Consider the following 20,389-nt stretch of genomic DNA (forward strand, 5'->3'; position numbering starts at 1 on the left):
GATATGGTTAAGAATTTTATAAAAGCCACCTTTCGTAACCTTTGGAAAACCAAAAGCTACAGCTTTCTTAATATTTTTGGGCTTGCTATTGGAATTACGGCAGCAGCTTTAATTTTTCTATGGGTAGAAAACGAGGTAAATTATAATAAGAACTTTACGAACATAAATGACATATATGTTGTTAAATCTAAACAGACTTATGACGGTGCTACCTTTGTATTTGAATCAACTCCAGGCCCTTTAAGCCAAGCCATAGAAAAAGAAATTCCTGGTATAAAACATGCAGTAAGAGTCGGTTCGAATAATTCCCTATTGTTTTCAAATGGGGAGAATAATCTCTATCTAAATGGTTATCATGCCGAACCCGAAATTCTCGATTTATTATCAATAAATTTTCTGCAGGGCAATCGTTCCGAAGCATTAAAAGAGCCCAATAATATTATTCTCAGTGTGGATGGTGCGAAGCTATTATTTGGTAATGAACCCGCACTTGGAAAGTCTGTTCGTATCGGGAATAACGAATCATACATTGTTTCTGGTATAGTACAAGATTTCCCGAATAATAGCAGTCTGAAATTTAATTGGATGATTCCTTTCAAAAAATTTGAGACCGGACAAGAAGCGTTAAAAGAATGGGGAAACAACAGCATCATGACCTTGATCCAGCTTGAGAAAAATGCCGATGTTAATCAGATCAATGCTAAGCTACTAGACTTTGTTAAAAATAAAACAAATGGTCAAGTAACATTTTCTAAGAACTTCCTTTATCCGATGAACCGCTGGCGTCTTTACAATGCATTCGATCAAAATGGGAACGAAAAAGAGGGAAGAATTAAAAATGTTAAACTATTTAGTTTTGTCGCTGGCATCGTGTTACTAATCGCCTGTATCAATTTCATGAACCTGGCTACAGCCAGATCGGAAAAAAGAGCCAAAGAAGTTGGTATGCGCAAAGTGGTTGGAGCTACTAAAAATTCTCTAATTACACAATTTTTAGGAGAATCTTTGATTTTCGCCTTTCTTTCTGCACTATTGGCGATTCTGTTTGTTTACATCTCCATTGGACCATTTAATAGTATTATCAATCAAAAACTCGAAGTAAATCTATTGAGTACAAACCATCTATTATTTTTACTCACTATTGTATTATCATGTGGCATATTTGCTGGAAGTTATCCTGCATTTTATCTTTCGTCATTCAATCCTATTTCGACGTTAAAAGGACACAAGCAGAAAGCTGGTGCGTCAATTTTCATTCGAAAAGGATTGGTAGTTTTGCAATATACCGCATCAATTGTTCTTATTATAAGTACGATTATCATTTATCAACAGATAAACCATGCTAAAGGTCGAGATTTAGGTTATAATCGCAGTCAAGTCATTACCACCAATCTCCAAGGTGATTTATCTAAACATATTGATTTAATAAAAGATCAGTTAAAAGCTACAGGAAATATTGAACATTTAGGGCTTAGCGATATGAGTGTTTTAAATATCGGCAGCAATTCAAGTGGCTTTGAATGGGAAGGGAAAGATCCCAAATCCAGTATTCTAATTAGTATGTTGCGAACTGATGATGGTTTTATTCCAAGCATGGACATGAAAATGATCGATGGACGTAACTTTAATCCACACTTTTTAGGAGATAGTACATCTATTATCGTAAATGAGACTCTCGCAAAAATGATCAAAAAAGATGGAATGGTTGCAGGAAGTACGATTACCTATGGAACAGAATCCTTTCGAATAGCGGGTGTTGTTAAAAACTTTCTTTATAACAGTGTCTATTCATCGCCAATGCCACTTATTTTTATTCCTTTTTCTGCATCTAATGGAATCTTAAATATTAAAACTAAAAATGGTGTTGATTTTCCGGTCGTTATTCAGCAAATTGAAAAAATTATTAAAAAATATAATCCCTCTTATCCTTTTGAATATCGGTTTTTAGATGATTCTTTTAATAATACATTTCAATCTGAACTGTTTATTCAAAAACTAGCCTCAGTGTTTTCCATCCTTTCTATTATCATCTCTTGCCTAGGTCTATTTGGGCTGTCAGCTTTTGCAACAGCACAGCGATCAAAAGAAATTGGTATTCGAAAAGTATTGGGAGCATCTGTTACGCGACTGATCAATATGCTCAATCGTGAATTCATTATACTCATCTTTCTATCTTGCCTGATCGCTTTTCCGATCGCTTGGTACATGATGAATCAATGGTTAGGTAATTATGGTTATCGCATTGATATCTCCTGGCTAGTATTTTTACTCAGTGGAGCACTTGCACTTGTTATCGCCATCATAACGATTTCAGGCCAAGCTTTAAAGGCGGCATTATCTAACCCTACAAACTCATTAAGAGATCAATAATAAAATAGAACAATTACAAACAATACATAAAGATATGAGCACAAAAAATATGATCAAAATCAGTAACCTTCAAAAGTACTATCGTACAGAAGAAGTAGAGACCGTGGCACTCAACAATTTGAATATCCATGTTAAGGAGGGGGAATTTGTTGCCGTCATGGGACCCTCTGGATGTGGTAAATCTACATTGCTCAATATTATCGGGCTTCTGGATGATTTGGATGAAGGTAGCTACTTATTTAATGAAATTGAAGTCGCTAAATTCAAAGAACGTGGCCGTTCGGATTTACGTAAGCATAATATTGGTTTTGTCTTTCAGAGTTTTAATCTGATCGATGAATTGACGGTATTTGAAAATGTAGAACTTCCTCTAGTTTATACCAATGTTCCTGCAGCAGAGCGTAAACGTCGTGTTGAAGAGGTGCTGGAGAAAGTACAGATCATGCATCGACGCAATCACTTCCCTCAACAACTGTCTGGAGGTCAGCAGCAACGTGTTGCAGTGGCTCGGGCTGTTGTCAATAATCCAAAACTAATTCTTGCCGATGAGCCTACGGGTAACTTAGATTCCAATAATGGTAACGAAGTGATGCAATTATTAACAGAGCTGAATGAAGCTGGAACAACGATCGTTATGGTAACACATAGTGAGCATGATGCTAAGTTTTCCGATCGTGTGATCCGCATGTTAGATGGACAGGTCATTATGGAAACAGCAACATTATAAGGAAAATTTCAGGCACTGATTCATAACAACACGTACATAGATGGATATGATAAGACATTATTTTAGAACAGCTTGGCGCAACATAAGGCTACAGCCAAGCTACACAATCAGTAATCTAATTGGGCTTTCTGTAGGGTTACTGGTCATCCTTCTCATCAGTTCTACTGTAATCGATCAATTATCCTATGATAAACATTGGAAACATGCTGACAATCTTTACAGACTGCAATTAGCAGACCATTCCTTAGATAACCCTTCTATCAATCGACTGGACCGAGCTCCAGCTGGACTTGGTCAAGCATTAAGCAATGTCATTCCAGAAGTACAAGGAGCCTCGTTAGTTCAGAAAAGCTATTCTAAACTTATGTTAGATTCAGTTTATGACCGTAGAGTCGAACTCAGTATATTAGAATGTGATATCAATTTTTTCAATTTATTTGACATTCAGGCTACGGAAGGCAACCCCAAACACACTTACTCTCAATTCAAGAATATTGCGATATCGCAAGAGGTGCACCAGCAGTATTTTAACAAAGCAGATGTAATTGGCAAAATTTTCTATAATATCCCAGAGCATGGCGACTCCGAGCCCTATGTTATCAGTGCAATCATAAAAGAAATACCTAAAAACAGTCATCTGAACGTTGATGCAATCCTGATAAATCCCAAGCCTAACGTATTCCAACCTGGACAAGGAGGAGATTTGCATGGACAGTACATCCTGACGAAATCAGGTACTGATACAGCTTTAATTACTCAAAAAATAAACCAATGGTATGCAAGCCAACAAGGCCCATTATCCAACTACAAGCGTGTCATCGAACTCCGCTCTATCAAAGACATTCATTTAAAATCTGACACTGGCTGGAAAAGTCCTATGACCAATTTGTACATTTTAATGGGTATCGGGATCATCATCATCATCCTTATTTCAATCAATTACATCAACCTAACACTGGCACATACCTTAAAGCGCACACAAGAGTTTGGTGTTCGTAGGGTGCTAGGTGCCGACAAGAAACAAGTCGCGATGCACATTGCTACAGAAAGTATTTTGATCTTCACTATTTCGTTCTTCATCGCATTTATAGGCTATTTAACAATATTACCGCACTTCGAAAACTATTTAGGACAATCATTGACGTATAAATATACTTCTTTATCACCTATGTTAACTGCTTTTTGTATCTGGTTGGCAATAGGCATAATACTCAGTAGCATCCCTGCCTTTTTATCTTCCCAATCAAAAATATATAGTGGACTTAAAAAACAATACGCTGTACACAATATATCGATCAACCTAGGGTTTACACGTACGCTAATAGGAGTACAGTTTGCCATTACTGCAGTATTGTGCATGTGCATGCTAACCTTTAAAGAGCAACTACAGTACATCGATAACAAAGACCTTGGGTACAATCCTAAGGGTTTGCTGCTACTACAAAACCAAGAATGGGGAGGAAAAGTTAAAAGCTTCAAAAACACCTTACTCAGCAGTTCACACATCTCTTCGGTAAGTCTAGCGAGTTGGACACCTTTTAGTGGAGCTGTCAACTTTCAAGAAATTCAGAGCCCTTCAGATCCGACAAAAAAGGAAAACATGGTACTCATAGATGCCGATTTTGACTTCATAAAAACTATGGGATTAAAACTGATTGAAGGTCGTCAACTTTCACCAGCATATGCTCTGGATGGAAAAATTTTTTATTCGGCAGCAGATAGTGTTACAGGATACGCTAATGTATTACTTCTAAAAAGTACATATCAAAACTTCCACTTCAAATTAAATGAAAGTTCACCCTCACTAAAACGAACACCAGTTGGTATACTCGAAGATTTCCATGCTGCTAGTCTTCGCTTTCCATTACCCACGACTATTTCAATTGAAGCTACCAGAGAATCCGATTATGGTAGTCTACTCGTTCGAGCGAAACCTGGAAAAGAAAAAGAGGCCTACGAAATACTTCATAAAACTTGGGACAAATTCTTCCCCAAAAGAGTAGCTCCAGTCAGTTGGATTGAACAACAAGTTAAAGATCAATATGCTAACGATAGAAAGCAATTCCAGCAAATAGCGTTCTTTTCTATTGTGAGTATTTTACTTGCATTATTAGGAATACTTGGTATAACCATTTACAGTTTAGCTCAAAAAATAAAAGAAATTGGGATACGTCGTGTTTTAGGAGCTTCTAGTACTGCCATTATCCTACTGTTAACAAAACCGTATACGCGTCTTGTACTCATCGCGTCACTTGTAGCTATACCTATTGCATACTGGCTGATGAAACATTGGTTGGATAATTTTGCATACCGCATCGACATCCCTATTCTGCTATTTATTAGTACTATCATTTTCTTATTCATAGCCACGTTTGCTGTTATAGGTATCAATGTCTGGAGAACTGCTCGAGCTAATCCTGTCAATAGTTTGAGAGATGAATAAAGTAATTGTAAAACCTAAATCAAGATGATAAAGAACTATTTAAAACTAACCTTACGTAGCCTTTGGAAAATCAAAGGGTATTCGGCCATTAATATTCTTGGACTCACTGTAGGTCTAACTAGTTTCTTGATGATCTTATTATACCTCAACTATGAACTTAATTATGACCGTTGGGACCCGGAACTTGAAAAAGTATATAAAGTATCGCTTCGTGACGCCGAGAATGATATTTCTCCCAATACACAGGCACCTTTAGCGACTTTATTGCGTGAAAATGGTTCTCAAATCGAATCTAGCACTAAAATCTCAACAGATGCTACTTTTGAAGTACCTCTTTCTGTAGGAGAAAAAACATTTTCACAAAGTGGTACCATATCTGCAGACTCACTCTTTTTCTCAGTCTTTCCATATAAGATTGTAGCAGGAGATGCATTAAATCCTCTACAGAAACCAAATGCCATGGTCATTAGTGAATCGATGGCTAATAAACTTTTCGGAAATGAAAACCCAATAGGAAAGACTATTAAAACATTCAATTCATTTGATTTCGAGGTGACTGCAATTATGGAAAATCCAGAAGGGCCGACTCATCTGAATATTGAAATCGTATACCGTTCACCATTTGAAAAACAAAACTATCATTGGGAAAATTGGTCCTTCCATACGTATGTTAAAACCAAAAATATCCTAGCTGGAAATGATTTGGAGACAGCAATAGACCGTATTTATTATACGGAAAGACTTATGAAAGAAACAGGAAAGACCTATGATCAGTATATCAAATCTGCCAATCGCACAAGTCTTTTTGTCGATGCTGTTCATGATATCCATAATTTCCCTAAACACGGAACTAGCAATATTGGCACGATTTCAATCTTATTGGTTTTAGCTATACTGCTTCTCTTTACCGGAGCAATTAATTTTAGTAACCTTTCGATCGCATCATCTTTGAGACGCGCTAAAGAGGTGGGTATCAAAAAAGTTCTAGGCTCTAGCCGTGCTAGTTTATTTTGGCAATTTATGGTGGAAATTGCCCTGCAATGTACCATCGCATTATTCTTATCCTTCCTACTTTTAAGCGTAGCCATACCTTATTTTAATCAGGAATTCGGAGTCTCTTTAAATTTATTTGGTATAGGATCTTCGTGGTCATTAATTGCTCAAATTGCCGGTTGCCTTGTTACTGTCACCTTGCTTTCCGGACTTTATCCGGCCGTTTTCCTCTCACGCTATAATACCACAAAAGTTCTTAAAGGTGATTACTCAACCGGAAAACAAGGGCTTGCTTTACGAAACGGATTAATTGTGGTTCAATTTGTGGTGGCGACCTTCTTCATTATCAGTATTGTAGTTGTTAATCGGCAATTGACTTACATGCAGCAGTCAGACAAAGGGTTCTCGAGTGAACAGGTACTACGTGTGCAAGCATTCATACAGAAAAACAGAGACGAAAACTTTGACCAGGTTAAAAATGAACTGCTTCGTATACCAGGTGTACAGTCTGTCGCGAAAACAACCAAGGTACCTGGTGATGTTTTATCGGATACATCGACAATGAATTTTAAACATGCAGGAGCTTCCTATCGCCTGGGGTCGGTCAAAGTAAGTCAGGACTATTTTAAAACGCTCAACATTGATTTAGTCGACGGAAGGCCATTCAATGACAGTCATGCTGACCTGCATACAAGATCGGCTATTATTAATGAGGCCACGGCTCAAAAATTAGGTCTTAAACATGCTGGCGGAGCATATATCAGTTACCCTGACTGTGATAGTGTTCCTATCGAGGTGGTAGGAATTGTGAAAAACTTTAATGTGCTGGGCTTTGAGCAGGAAATACAACCGACTGTCTTCACTATAGGTAATGATGCTTGTGTTTTTCAATCAGGAGGTGCGATTTTGGTTAAACTTTCTGGCGGTGACTCGCACAAAACGGTTGCAGGTATTGAGAAACTATGGAAAGATATTGAACCTGGTTTAGGAATTCGTCACTCTTTTTTAGATGAAAATTTTCAACAACTATTTGCGAGTCATCTGCGCTTAAAACGTATCGTCACCTTCTTTGGATTTACAGCCATTGCAATGGCCATTATTGGGCTATTCGCGCTAACTGCATTTTTAATTGGACGTAGGACAAAAGAAATCAGTATCCGTAAGATTCTGGGAGCAGACTTAAGCGATTTAGGAATGTTACTCGGTAAAGATTTTTTACGTCTAGTTGCTTTAGCTGTATTGATTGCAATCCCGCTTGGTTGGTGGGCGACAAATGCTTGGTTGCAAGGCTTCGCTTATAAAATATCTCTTAGTGTGTGGCAATTTGTACTATCGGCAGCTGTCTTACTTATTGTCGCAGCCTGTACGATATGCATTCATATTGTAAAAGCATCCCGTTCAAATATCTCTGATAATCTAAGGAATGAGTAGTATATAAAAAATAAAGCACTTACCGGTTTTAATAGTCTGTGTTATAAAAATATTATGTTAAAGAATTATATCAAAATCGCATGGCGTAGTCTTTGGAAGAATAGATTTTTCAGTATTCTCAATATATTTGGTTTAGCCATAAGCTTGTCCGTTGCTATCCTATTGATAACTTACGGTCGCCAAGAATTAAGTTTTAATAAGCAATTTAAGAAGGAAGCCAATATATATCGTGTTCTATTGGAGTCCAACGGGAAATATAATTATGAGAAATGGAGCAATCTTCCTAATGCGGTTGGTCCCGCAATGCAAGATGATATTCCTGAAGTAAAATCAACCGCCCGATTGGTAAGGCTAGATTTTACAGGGTTTGGTTCTGTCCGTGCTAATGATAATAATTTCATCGAAAAAAATATTTACCTAACCGACTCCTCATTATTTAATGTATTTGATGTTGAATTTATAGAAGGAAATAGTCTTACTGCCTTTTCAAATCCAAAAAATGTTGTTATTTCATCCAGTAAGAAAAGTAAAATATTTGGTGAAGGATCTGCATTAAATAAAAAAATCATCATCAATCAGCGAGATACCTTAAATATTTCAGGTGTATTTCAGGATTTTCCAGCGAACAGTTCATTTGAAGGTGATATTTTCTTGAATATGATGGATTCTTGGATGGGGAAAGATCTCTATTGGTCAAATGCCAGCTACTACACATTTTGCTTATTAAACAATCATGCAGATCCCGCTCAAATAGCAAAAAAAACAACGGCCCTTATTGATAAATATATTCCAAAAGAAAATCAATATTTTACTCAATTTTATTTACAGCCTTTATCCCAAGTTTATTTAAACTCAAAGGATTTACGTGATAATATGTCCACTCGCGAAGGAAACATGAAAACTGTAAAAACAGTATTTTTTCTTTCCTTTCTTATTATACTGATCGCATGTATTAATTATATGAATCTGGCGACCGCTCGTTCACAAAAAAATGCGAAGGAAGTTGGTATTAACAAAGTATTGGGGGCTCATCGTAACCAAATCAAATTTCGATTTTACATTGAAACAGGAATTATTGCATTTCTCTCCATTACCCTTGGAATAGTTTTGGCTCTCGTAGCTCTCCCTTTATTTAACCATGTGATTGGTTCTGGTATTGCTGTTTCGAACTTGTTTACGCTAGAAAACATAGGAATCTGTTTGACTATTTGGCTAATTATTACACTTGTAGGTGGGAGTTATCCCGCCTTTATGATGGCCAATATCCCGAGCCTGTCTCTTATGAAAAATATCATTACACAAGGTAAGGTTACCCATTATCTGCGTAAGGGGTTAGTTATATTCCAATTCACCTGCTCTATTATATTGATTATTGGTGTTATTATCATTTCGCTACAGATGCGCCATATCTCTAGAAAAGATCTCGGATATCAGCCGACTAACATTGTTACGATTCCAATACGCTCTGTACCTTCTATGGACAAATTAAAGAATATTAAAGAATCTATTCAAAAGTTAACAGGCACTGTTAGTATCGCTACTTTACAAACATTCCCTGGTTTTGGTGAAAGTGGAAAAACAATGCATAAACCAGGGGATACGAATGAAGGTCTACCAATCAATACTTCAAGTAGTCTTGGAGCTGTAGTTCCCACACTAGGACTACAGCTTATTGCAGGAAAGGATCTACCGGAAGTATTAGCTCCTACAGATTCTACCTGTTATATTTTGATTAATGAAGTCGTTGCTGCCTATTTAGGCTATGAAAATCCAAGCGATGCTGTAGGACAAAATATTCCAACTGAAATAACTCCAAATACGACTATTGTAGGAGTAGTTCGAAATTTTAACTTTCAAAGTTTAAAAGAATCCATTGGTGGGTATATGTATTACCGTATGCACAACCCCAATGAAAGTTATCGTTATTTACTTATTCGATACGATACGCAAAACGTATCTTCCTATACTACCCAAGTCCAACAATTATTTACACAACAGGTTCCTGAGGCAGCATTTGATTATCAATTTTTAGATGAACACATCAAGAAATATTACACAGCCGAGAACCGAACAAATAATATCATTTCAACATTCTCCATTTTAACGATTTTCATTGCTTGTTTGGGTTTATTTGGTTTAGCGACATTTACCGCTCAGCAGCGAAAAAAAGAAATTGGAGTACGTAAAGTACTTGGTTCAAGTACTTTTAAAATCGTTCAATTGCTTTCCGGCCACTTTCTAAATTTGATTATACTTTCATTATTTATTGCAATACCTGTAGCTTGGTGGCTATTTTCTCATTGGCTTCAAGATTTCAATGATAGAATTGCATTCCCATTATGGTCATTCGCGATTGCTGGCTTATTTGCTCTGATAATCGCGTTTGTAACCGTAGGCTATCAAGCACTAAAAGCAGCTTTAATAAATCCTGTAGAAAGTTTGCGAGATGAGTAAACCGTTTTTAATCAATACTAAAAAAAACACTATTGATTCTGTTAGTAAAATCAATAATAAACCTTACGATAATGAACAATTTTAAATTAATATTTAGACAATTATGGCGCAACCGCCTCTTCACCTTACTTAATATTGTAGGGTTATCCATCGGTATCAGTGCCTGTTGGGTGATATTCCGTATTGTCAATTATGAATTTAGTTTTGACCAGAAACATCCTGATAAGGAATTGATTTATAAAGTCCACACGAGCTATCTTGAAAACAACAAAACAGATCATTTTGACGGTATTCCTGCACCACTACCCGCCTTTGTAAAAGATAATTTTTCTGATGTAGCATTATCTGTTCCTGTATTCAGTGAATATTTTGAAAAGGTCAGTTTACCGAATAGTAAAGCATTAGTTTTTGAAGACCCAAAGGAAATTATTGGAACTACACCAGATTATTTCAAACTCACCGATTATCACTGGTTGCAGGGAAATAAAGATATCGTATTTAAGAACCCTAATGAAGTGGTTTTGACGGCATCAAGAGCAAAATTGTATTTCCCGAAAAACACGTTTGCAGATATTATTGGCAAAACCTTATCCTACGACAGTACGTTATTTACAGTTGCTGGAATCGTGGAAGATCTAGCTTACCCAAGTAGTTTTATCGGTAAAGAATTTATGCAGATTCCGACAAAGGATTGGACAAGTACCACTTGGACAAATTCTAATTCCAATTGGCAGATGTTTATTAAGGTTAAATCGCCGAACGTTATTGCTCCCATTTTAAAATCGGTTAATGCTAAATTCCATGAGATGACCAATGAAGAATTTAAAAAATACGGCTTCAGTATGTCATCAAACTTAATTCCGCTATCTGAATTACATTTCACATCATTTGCACAAAAAAGTAGCGACAAAAAAACAATGTATGGCATTATTGGCATCGGAATATTTCTACTGATACTTGCTTGCATAAACTATATCAATTTAACGACAGCCCAAGTTCCACATAGAGCAAAGGAAATAGGTATCAGAAAAACGTTGGGAGAGAGTCAAAAGAGAATAACCGTCATCTTCTTTCTCGAAACATTTATCATCACAATATTGGCACTCTTGTTATCATGGCCACTAGTTAAAATTATCCAATCGAGCTTAAGTTCCTACATTCCGCAGCAGATGTACAGCTTTGCTGACAACTTAACGGTTCTATCATTTATAGCCGGGACGACAATTTTAATCACACTACTATCTAGTTGGTATCCGGCCATGCTCATTAATCGAGTTAAAATCTCCGAAGTTATCAAAATTACAGGAGGCAGTAAAGTGAAAATGGGCGGCCTGTCTTTACGAAAAACACTTATTGTATTTCAATTTGTGATTGCTCAAATATTTGTTGTCTCCACGTTTATCATCGGAATGCAACTTAAACATTCTTTAAATAGTAAACTGGGCTTCAACAAAGAAGCAATTATTACGCTACAGCTTCCATATAAAAGCTTTCAAAATGCTGATACGGATCCCTTCACCTATAAGCATGCTTTGGAAGGACTTTCTGTCATCAAAAACGTTTCTTTGGGGCATCTCCCGATGAGCGGTGATCATTGGGGTAATTCGATCGTTGTAAAAAGTGATACCGGAGAAGTACGGGTGGATCATCAATTTAAGTTTATAGATGATGACTATTTTAAATTATACAATATCAATATACTGGCTGGTCGAGCGATTAAACTATCGGACACAGCTTCAGGTATTGCTCTAAATCTAGTGGCTATTGAGAAACTAGGATTTAAATCTGCATCAGAGGCTATTGGTAATTTTGTAAAAATAGATGATCAGGATCGACAAATCGTTACCGTGATTGATAACTTTCACAGTAAAAATATGCATAGTAAAATTGGCCCTTTAGAGCTCAGACCTTCAAACAAAAAAGGACAATTAAAGAATATGAGTATTCAATTGCCGGATCATCAGGAAAAATGGCCATCTGCCTTGCAACAGATTGAAAAGGAATGGAAAAAATACTATCCAAATGCTCCATTTAAATACGAATTTTATGATCAGCAAATAAAAAATCAATATGAAAACGATACGAAGTTTTCAAAAATAATCAATTTGTCTACCTCAATAACCATTTTATTAAGTTGCTTAGGACTGATTGGTCTTGTGACGATTACTACAGCCCAACGGACAAAAGAGATTGGAATCCGTAAGGTATTGGGTAGCAAAATTTCTGGAATCATTGCATTACTATCCAAAGAATACATCAAATTAATTTTCATTTCGATTCTGATAGCATCTCCAATTGCCTGGTGGGCGATGAATCATTGGCTGAATGATTTTGCTTACAAAATTACGCTTAGCTGGTGGATGTTTACAATTCCTGCAGTGATTACTTTGCTTATTGCATTTATTACCATGAGCTATCATTCCATCAAAGCCGCAAACGCAAATCCCGTTGAGAGTTTGCGCGATGAATAAAGCTAAAATTTAGACATTAATGTTAACATCTTAAATAATTACAGCCATGATCAAGAGCTACATTAAAATAGCAATAAGAAACTTAAAGCGAAATATTTCTATTTCATTAATTAATGTATGTGGATTAGCTTTAGGCATTGCGACCTGCTTACTCATCAGTCTGTATATCACTGATGAACTTAGCTATGATCGTTTTAATAAACAGGCTGACCGCATCGTTCGCGTAGTTTTTAAAGGAAAAGTAAAGGGTGGCGATATCAAGGAAGCTCATATCATGCCACCTGTTGCTTCAACGATGAAGGCTGAATTATCGGATGTCGAAGAAACGGCTCGCTTACGCATGGGAGGAATTCCGCTATTTCAAATAGGCAACCAGGTTTTTCACGATGCCAATTTAGCATATGTTGATGCATCCTTCTTCAAGATATTCACATTACCTTTATTGAAAGGAGATCCTTTAACCGCATTAGCGGAGCCGAATACTGCTATTATATCTGAAACGATGGCACGTAAATACTTCAATACCAATGATGTGATCGGGAAAGAACTACCAATAAAGGGAAATGGGACAATTCTTAAAATAACGGGTGTAATGAAAAATATACCCAAAAACTCTCATTTTAATTTTGATATTTTCACTTCCATCGATGCGCTTGAAGATGCACGATCTACTTCCTGGATGACTTCGGAATATTATACCTATGCCCTATTAAAAAAAGATGTAACAGTTAAACAAGTGGAGACTAAACTCGCGGCCTTATTTAACAAGCATGTGGGGCCTCAGTTTATGGCAGGTTTCGGAATGAGTTATGAAGATTACAAAAAAACCGGGAATAAGATCGGACTATATCTACAGCCTTTAACTGATATCCATCTACACTCTGACTTTGTATATGACCTGAGTCCGTCTGGCAATATCAGATACCTTTATATTTTTGGAGTCATCGGCATCTTTATGCTCCTGATTGCTACGATCAATTTTATGAACCTATCGACCGCCAGTGGGTCTAAAAGATTTAAAGAAGTTGGCGTAAGAAAAGTATTAGGAGCTGGAAAACAAAAATTGCTGATACAGTTTTTTACAGAAGGAATCCTTACAACTTATATTGCTTTACTATTGGCTATAGGCATTGTTTTACTTGCACTTCCTTTGTTCAACCACTTTTCTGGAAAATCATTAGAGATCGGACAGCTTTCCTTTATCACAACAATTCCTTTATTACTTGGTTTTGGTTTACTGATCGGTTTATTCTCCAGTAGTTATCCTGCTCTATACTTATCATCATTTAATCCTATAATGATCTTAAGAAACAGGTTCAACGCCTCTGGAAATGGTCTGGGATTAAGAAGTGGCCTTGTGGTATTTCAATTTATCGTTTCAGTCGGATTGATATTTAGCACTGTAGTGGTAAGTCGTCAGCTGTACTACATGCGTCATATCAAACTTGGTTATGACAAGGAAAATGTTGTCATTATTCAAAGCTGGCCTCTAGGAGCTAACGAAAAAGCTTTCGCTGAACGCCTAACTCAGGATAGCCGTGTACTACATGTTTCACACTCGTCTTATCTTCCTGCGGGAGCTACCTACAATAACAATTTTTTTATCTATCCAAAAGAGAGCCCTAACCAATGGGTAAAAACTCTCCGTTATGATGTTGACGAGCAATACATTCCTACCATGGGTATGAAGTTGAAAGAAGGGCGCAATTTTTCAACAACCTATGGCAACGATAGCCTATCGGTTGTGATCAACGAAACTGCTGCCAAAAATCTAGGTTGGAAAGATAATATCATTGGTCGAACATTAACCGATAAGGATAATAAGGTCTTGCAGGTGATCGGTGTTGTTGAAGATTTTCATTTTAAACCGCTGCATGAAACTATTGCTCCTTTGGTGATGGTATTGAATGATCAGGCAGGAAATCTGATTATCAAAACTAAGGCGACAGACATGGAAAAATTACTGGCAACAGTAAAACAGTATTACAATGCATATCCTTCGGATCTGCCCTTTGATTATTCTTTTCTTGATGATCGTTATAATCAGACCTATCAGTCGGAACTTAAGACCGGACAATTACTGACTATCTTTGCGTCACTGACCATTTTTGTTGCCTGCCTTGGATTATTGGGATTGGCGATTTTCACCACGCATCAACGTAAAAAAGAAATTGGAATCCGAAAAGTAATCGGTGCTTCTGTGCCTGATATTGCGCGTATGTTATCCTTTGAATTTATTCGATTAGTGGTCATTGCCATCATTATTGCCTCCCCTATTGCCTGGTGGATGATGCACATGTGGTTGGAAGATTTCGCTTATCGCATCGACATTCGATGGTGGATGTTTGCTATTACAGGACTTTTAGCTGTCGTCATTGCGCTATTTACAGTCAGTTCACAGGCTATACGGGCTGCGGTTGCTAACCCTGTCAATAGTTTAAAAGATGAATAATACAATTAAAGCTTACATACTTCAAAAGAAATAAAGACCTAAAATATAAACAATGATCAAGAACTATATAAAAATCGCATGGAGAAATCTTTGGAAAAACAAGGGTTATTCTTCCATCAACATCGTTGGGCTAGCCATAGGCTTAGCTTGCTGTTTATTAATCGTCTTATATATTCATGATGAATTATCCTATGATAAATACCATGTAAATAAAGACCGCATTTACCGTGTTATTAATTCTTTCGAAGACAACGAAAAACTAATCAGACGTAATGTATGGGGGGTTGCCCCTATAGGTCCAGCTTTAAAAGCTGATTTCCCAGAAGTCAAGAATGTGGTTCAGTTTTCAGGAGTTACATCCATTTCTTTAAAAAATAAAGAAAAAGTATTTCAGGAAGAACGTGTTTTTTTCATGGACTCAACTGCATTTGATGTGTTTAGCTGGAAAGTACTGGCTGGTAATCCAACAACCGCTTTGACAGCGCCCTATACTGCTGTTTTAACAGCAAGTACAGCCAAAAAATATTTTGGAAATGAAAATCCGATTGGCAAAACATTAGAAGGCGGTCTTGCCGCAGGACGGGCAGACCCAGGACTATACAAAGTCACAGCAGTTATTGAAGATGTTCCTACCAACTCGCACTTTACATTTGATGCCTTGTTGTCGATGAATACATTTAAACAAGCGCGTTCAGATATTTTTGACAGCTGGGGTTATGTCGATTTTTATACTTACATACTGGTATCAGATCAATTTAACCTTTCTAATTTTAATAAGAAAATTCCGCAATTTCTCAAAAAGCATGTTGCTTCTGCAGAGGGAAAGTTTAACTTCTATCTTGAACCGATGCTGGATGCCTATATGCATTCGTCTGCAGGCAGACAGCCTGGTGTAACGGGGAGCGTACAGAATCTGTACATATTTGCTATCATAGGTCTATTTATCCTTTTCATCGCCTGTGTAAATTTCATGAATTTGGCTACATCTCGTTCCATGGAGAGAGCGAAAGAAGTAGGTGTGCGAAAAGCGATTGGAGCCAGTCACCGTAACTTGATCCTACAGTTTATGTTCGAATCGCTCGCTTTAGTTTTTATCGCTGCACTGCTAGCTTTGCTATTAGTCATCATTCTTCTTCCTTCCATGGAGGCCTTTGCAGGGAAACATTTTGCATGGAGCAGTCTATTCAATTTGACTACATTCAGTATCTTTCTAGGTATCGTGACAATAACCGGAATTATTGCCGCCAGCTATCCTGCTTTTATTTTAGCACGTTTTAAACCTGTTGAAGTTTTAAAGGGAACATTTAAAACCGCTGCTGGTGGTCAATTTTTAAGAAAAGGACTAGTAATCTTTCAGTTTGGTTTATCCATTGTACTTATTGCAGGAACCTGTATTGTCTTTTCACAATTATATCACCTGCAACATACGAATCTTGGTTTTCAGAAAGATCAGATGCTGGTTATCGATTATAATTTTGACGATGGGGTCAACAAGAATTTAGAAGCAATTAAAAATACGTTTAAGAGAGATAAGGACGTCATAGCGGTATCATCATCGCGCAGTGTTCCGGGTACATTTTTCCCTAATGCGGGCACAGAGATAGAGACTAAAGAAGGAAAAATGACGATGTTGGGTCCTGCACTTTTTGAGGTGGATATTGATTTTATCCCGAACATGGGGATTGAAATGGTCGCAGGACGGGCTTATTCCCGGGATTTTCCTGCCGACACTGCGCACTCCATGATAATCAATGAAGCTGCAGCTAAACTTTGGGGCTATAATAATCCACAGGATATTATTGGAAAGCGTTTTACGCAATGGGGACAAGAGGGACAGGTTATCGGCGTTGTAAAAGACTTTAACTATATGTCTTTACATAATAAGGTTGAACCACTTGCTTTGCGATTATCACCGTGGAGCAGCAAATTTATAACGATTAAATTGCAACAAGCGAATCAACCGGAAACTATTGCCCGCATCGAAAAGATCTGGACAAGCCTAGCTCCCCAGATTCCTTTTAATTATACATTTTTGGATCAGAGTTTTAAACGTCAATATGAAGCAGATTATCGTTTCCAAAGAATTTTCACCACATTTTCAGGATTTGCAATTTTTATTGCCTGTTTAGGGCTCTTGGGACTTGTGACTTATACCGCTCAACAACGCACCAAAGAAATTGGCATCCGTAAGGTACTTGGATCTAGTGTTTTTGGCATCATGCAATTATTATCTCTTGACTTCATCAAACTTGTCATTATTGCTATATGTATTGCCATACCGGTAGCCTATTGGGCAATGGGTAAGTGGCTCAATAATTTTGCTTATCACATTGATATGCAATGGTGGATGTTTGGTATAGCGGGAGTGAGTGCGCTGTTCATTGCTTTAACAACTGTCGGTTATCAAGCTTTAAAAGCTGCAAAGGCAAATCCTGTTGATAGTTTAAGAGATCAGTAATTTAGCATACATGTACGTTTGCGAACGCCAACTGTTCGGAAACGTACACTTACAAAACCAAACAATACAACACAAACAGTTGTAGAACAGATAATTAACACTATGGCTCACGGATTGGACTTTAAAATTAGAAAAGGAACAAAAATATAATCAATTAAACCTTTATGATTTTTAAATATATTAAAACTGCCTGGCGAAATCTAAAAAAGAGCAAGTTTTACACCGCCATCAATATTTTAGGACTTTCGATCAGCATTGCCACAGCAATTATGATATTGCTATGGGTACAGGATGAAATCAGTTTTGATCGTTTCCACAAAGATTATAAACAGATATACAATGTCCATAACATCTGGAAGGGAGGTGGTAAAGAAAACATTTCTAGTAACACACCTGGGCCAGTTGGATTCTATGCAAAAGACGTTCCTGCAATAGCATCATCAGTGAGAATAGCCCGCGAGTATTCTGGCATCATTAGCCTAAAGAACCAAAAAGATTCTTACACGGGTTTATCCATGGCTTATGCAGATAGTTCATTCTTTAATTTCTTCTCTTTTCCGCTACTACAATCCAGTAAGCCAAACTTATTGACAAATATAGACGAAGTGACCATAAGCGAAGCGCTAAGTCAAAAACTGTTTAAAGGAGAAAATGCCATTGGCAAGATGATTTTATTTGAGAAAACACCATTTTTCGTCACGGGAGTTTTCGTTGATATGCCTCAGAATTCAACATTAAGATACGATGCAATTTTTCCAATGACCTATCGTGCAAAAATTTTTACTGAAAATGGAGGCAATGGAATATGGAAAACGATTGATGAAGATCTTGGTAATTACTCCTTTGATACCTATTTCAAATTAACTCCAGAAGCAAACCCTGATCAAGCAATTGCTCAAATAAATAATAGCTATATTAAAGCTAGAGAAGGTAATAAAAATACCATTTTTAAATTGGGATCACTTGCTGATAAACATTTAATCGCTCCTGACGGAAACAAATCAGCCTTACGCATGGTGCAGATATTTGGTGCAGTAGCTTTACTCCTACTTTTTATTGGAGCTATTAACTATGTTAATCTTGCTACAGCTCGGGCTATGGACCGTGCTAAGGAGGTAAGTATTCGAAAAATTGTGGGCGCAAGCCGTAAACAACTGTTTTTTCAATTTATGGCCGAAACCTTCCTAACCTTTATTTTAGCAACTTGCGTTGCAGTTATCTGGATTGGATTATCCTTTTCTACTTATAATAGTATTTCGGGAAAATTAATGGCTTTTAATCTGAATAATCCCACACTTTGGCTTTTAATAGGGTCTTCTTTGCTAATGACCGTTTTATTTTCCAGCATATACCCTGCTATTCAACTGTCATCTTTCAAACCTATTGCAGCACTTAAAGGCAAATCATCCAAACCCACAAATAGTATTTTCCGAAAGGGCTTGGTTGTATTTCAATATGTATCATCAATTATTTTAATCATCTGCACCTTGGTTATTGAAAAGCAGATGAAGTTTATCCGCGAATTTAACTTAGGATATGACACTTCATATATTTTTACCGTAGAGCTCAATGAAGGAGCCGTTGAAAATAAATCTACTGTAGCGTCCAAACTCTCTGAAGATCCTTCCATTGTTTCCTACTCCATTAATGGAATATATAATCCAATGGACTATGGCAGTTCAACTGGAGATATCGACTGGCCAAATCGTACTAAAGATCAATCACTCATAGTAACCCAAGCAACCATAGACAAAAATTTCATTCCACTAATGAATTTAAAATTGATTGAAGGAAATAATATCAAAGGTGTACCTGCCGACTCGTCGAGTTATATCATCAACGAAACGATGGCCAAACAATTGGGATTGGAAAAACCGTATGTTGGCGCGCAAATGTCATTACATGAGGTACCCGGAACGGTGATTGGTGTTGTAAAGGATTTCAACTTCAGTAATCTGAAGAATAAGATTGAACCTCTAGTCTTTTGGACTCATCGTTATGCAGGTACCTTATATGTTAAAACGACTGCTTCAAATGCTCAAAAAGCAATTGAGAAGGTAAAAACGATTTTTAATAGTTATCCATCAGAACAACCTTTCGAATATACATTTTTGGATAGCAAATTCGATAAAATGTACAAATCGGACTTACGTACCGGATTGCTTTTCAACATCTTTGCTTCGATCGCAATTTTCGTTTCTTCACTAGGTCTTTTAGCTTTGGCCACCAATGCGGCACAAACGAAAGTAAAAGAAATCGGAATCCGCAAAGTCTTAGGTGCTAGCATACCACAAATTGTTCAGTTATTAGGTAAAGAGTTTGTGAGCTTACTCATCATCGCAATTTTAATTGCAAGTCCTCTTGCCTGGTATTTTGCAAATGAATGGCTGGCTAATTTTAGCTTTAAAACAGAATTGAATGTTTGGATATTTTTAATCGGCGCAAGTATAGCGCTATTAATTGCAGGGCTGACCATTAGTTATCAAGCCATTCGTGCGGCAAAAGTAAATGTGATCAATAGCCTACGAGATGAATAATTAACATACGTGTTTTATAAGTTAAGTATTAAGTGTGAAAATGAGGGTCGTTG

General features: G+C 37.0%; 9 protein-coding genes. All 9 read left to right on the plus strand.

Translation table 11 applies throughout. The features are described 5' to 3' along the window. The first annotated feature begins 3 nt into the window (after positions 1 to 3). The 9 genes from JAZ75_RS02760 (at position 4) to JAZ75_RS02800 (ending at position 20,336) form a co-directional block, all read left to right on the plus strand. Positions 4 to 2,370, plus strand: a complete 2,367-nt coding sequence (locus JAZ75_RS02760) for an ABC transporter permease (protein ID WP_208700141.1) — start codon at positions 4 to 6, stop codon at positions 2,368 to 2,370. Positions 2,371 to 2,419: 49 nt separating this feature from the next. Beyond that, on the plus strand, positions 2,420 to 3,097 hold the full coding sequence (locus JAZ75_RS02765) for an ABC transporter ATP-binding protein (RefSeq protein WP_132773513.1): 678 nt from the start codon (positions 2,420 to 2,422) through the stop codon (positions 3,095 to 3,097). Between the two features lie 40 nt (positions 3,098 to 3,137). After that, positions 3,138 to 5,540, plus strand: coding sequence for an ABC transporter permease (locus JAZ75_RS02770; RefSeq protein WP_208700143.1), 2,403 nt, complete (start codon positions 3,138 to 3,140; stop codon positions 5,538 to 5,540). Between the two features lie 24 nt (positions 5,541 to 5,564). After that, the gene (locus JAZ75_RS02775; RefSeq protein ID WP_208700145.1) at positions 5,565 to 7,964 is read left to right on the plus strand and encodes an ABC transporter permease; all 2,400 of its coding nucleotides are present in this window, start codon (positions 5,565 to 5,567) and stop codon (positions 7,962 to 7,964) included. A gap of 54 nt (positions 7,965 to 8,018) precedes the next feature. Continuing rightward, a complete protein-coding gene (locus JAZ75_RS02780; protein ID WP_208700147.1) occupies positions 8,019 to 10,418 on the plus strand; it encodes an ABC transporter permease in 2,400 nt (799 codons plus the stop codon). A gap of 71 nt (positions 10,419 to 10,489) precedes the next feature. After that, on the plus strand, positions 10,490 to 12,889 hold the full coding sequence (locus JAZ75_RS02785) for an ABC transporter permease (protein ID WP_208700149.1): 2,400 nt from the start codon (positions 10,490 to 10,492) through the stop codon (positions 12,887 to 12,889). 46 nt (positions 12,890 to 12,935) lie between these two features. Further along, complete coding sequence (locus JAZ75_RS02790; protein WP_208700151.1) at positions 12,936 to 15,341, plus strand: ABC transporter permease; 2,406 nt, start codon at positions 12,936 to 12,938, stop codon at positions 15,339 to 15,341. 52 nt (positions 15,342 to 15,393) lie between these two features. Next, positions 15,394 to 17,799, plus strand: coding sequence for an ABC transporter permease (locus JAZ75_RS02795; RefSeq protein ID WP_208700153.1), 2,406 nt, complete (start codon positions 15,394 to 15,396; stop codon positions 17,797 to 17,799). A 164-nt stretch (positions 17,800 to 17,963) separates the two neighbouring features. Then, positions 17,964 to 20,336, plus strand: a complete 2,373-nt coding sequence (locus tag JAZ75_RS02800; protein ID WP_208700155.1) for an ABC transporter permease — start codon at positions 17,964 to 17,966, stop codon at positions 20,334 to 20,336. Positions 20,337 to 20,389: the final 53 nt, after the last annotated feature.

Source organism: Sphingobacterium sp. UDSM-2020 (genome assembly GCF_016132525.1).
Lineage (GTDB): Bacteria > Bacteroidota > Bacteroidia > Sphingobacteriales > Sphingobacteriaceae > Sphingobacterium > Sphingobacterium anhuiense.

Excerpts from the sequence above, each read along its gene's own strand:
- JAZ75_RS02760 (WP_208700141.1), top strand. The coding sequence starts at position 4 with ATGGTTAAGAATTTTATAAAAGCCACCTTTCGTAACCTTTGGAAAACC.
- JAZ75_RS02765 (WP_132773513.1), top strand. The coding sequence starts at position 2,420 with ATGATCAAAATCAGTAACCTTCAAAAGTACTATCGTACAGAAGAAGTA.
- JAZ75_RS02770 (WP_208700143.1), top strand. The coding sequence starts at position 3,138 with ATGGATATGATAAGACATTATTTTAGAACAGCTTGGCGCAACATAAGG.
- JAZ75_RS02775 (WP_208700145.1), top strand. The coding sequence starts at position 5,565 with ATGATAAAGAACTATTTAAAACTAACCTTACGTAGCCTTTGGAAAATC.
- JAZ75_RS02780 (WP_208700147.1), top strand. The coding sequence starts at position 8,019 with ATGTTAAAGAATTATATCAAAATCGCATGGCGTAGTCTTTGGAAGAAT.
- JAZ75_RS02785 (WP_208700149.1), top strand. The coding sequence starts at position 10,490 with ATGAACAATTTTAAATTAATATTTAGACAATTATGGCGCAACCGCCTC.
- JAZ75_RS02790 (WP_208700151.1), top strand. The coding sequence starts at position 12,936 with ATGATCAAGAGCTACATTAAAATAGCAATAAGAAACTTAAAGCGAAAT.
- JAZ75_RS02795 (WP_208700153.1), top strand. The coding sequence starts at position 15,394 with ATGATCAAGAACTATATAAAAATCGCATGGAGAAATCTTTGGAAAAAC.
- JAZ75_RS02800 (WP_208700155.1), top strand. The coding sequence starts at position 17,964 with ATGATTTTTAAATATATTAAAACTGCCTGGCGAAATCTAAAAAAGAGC.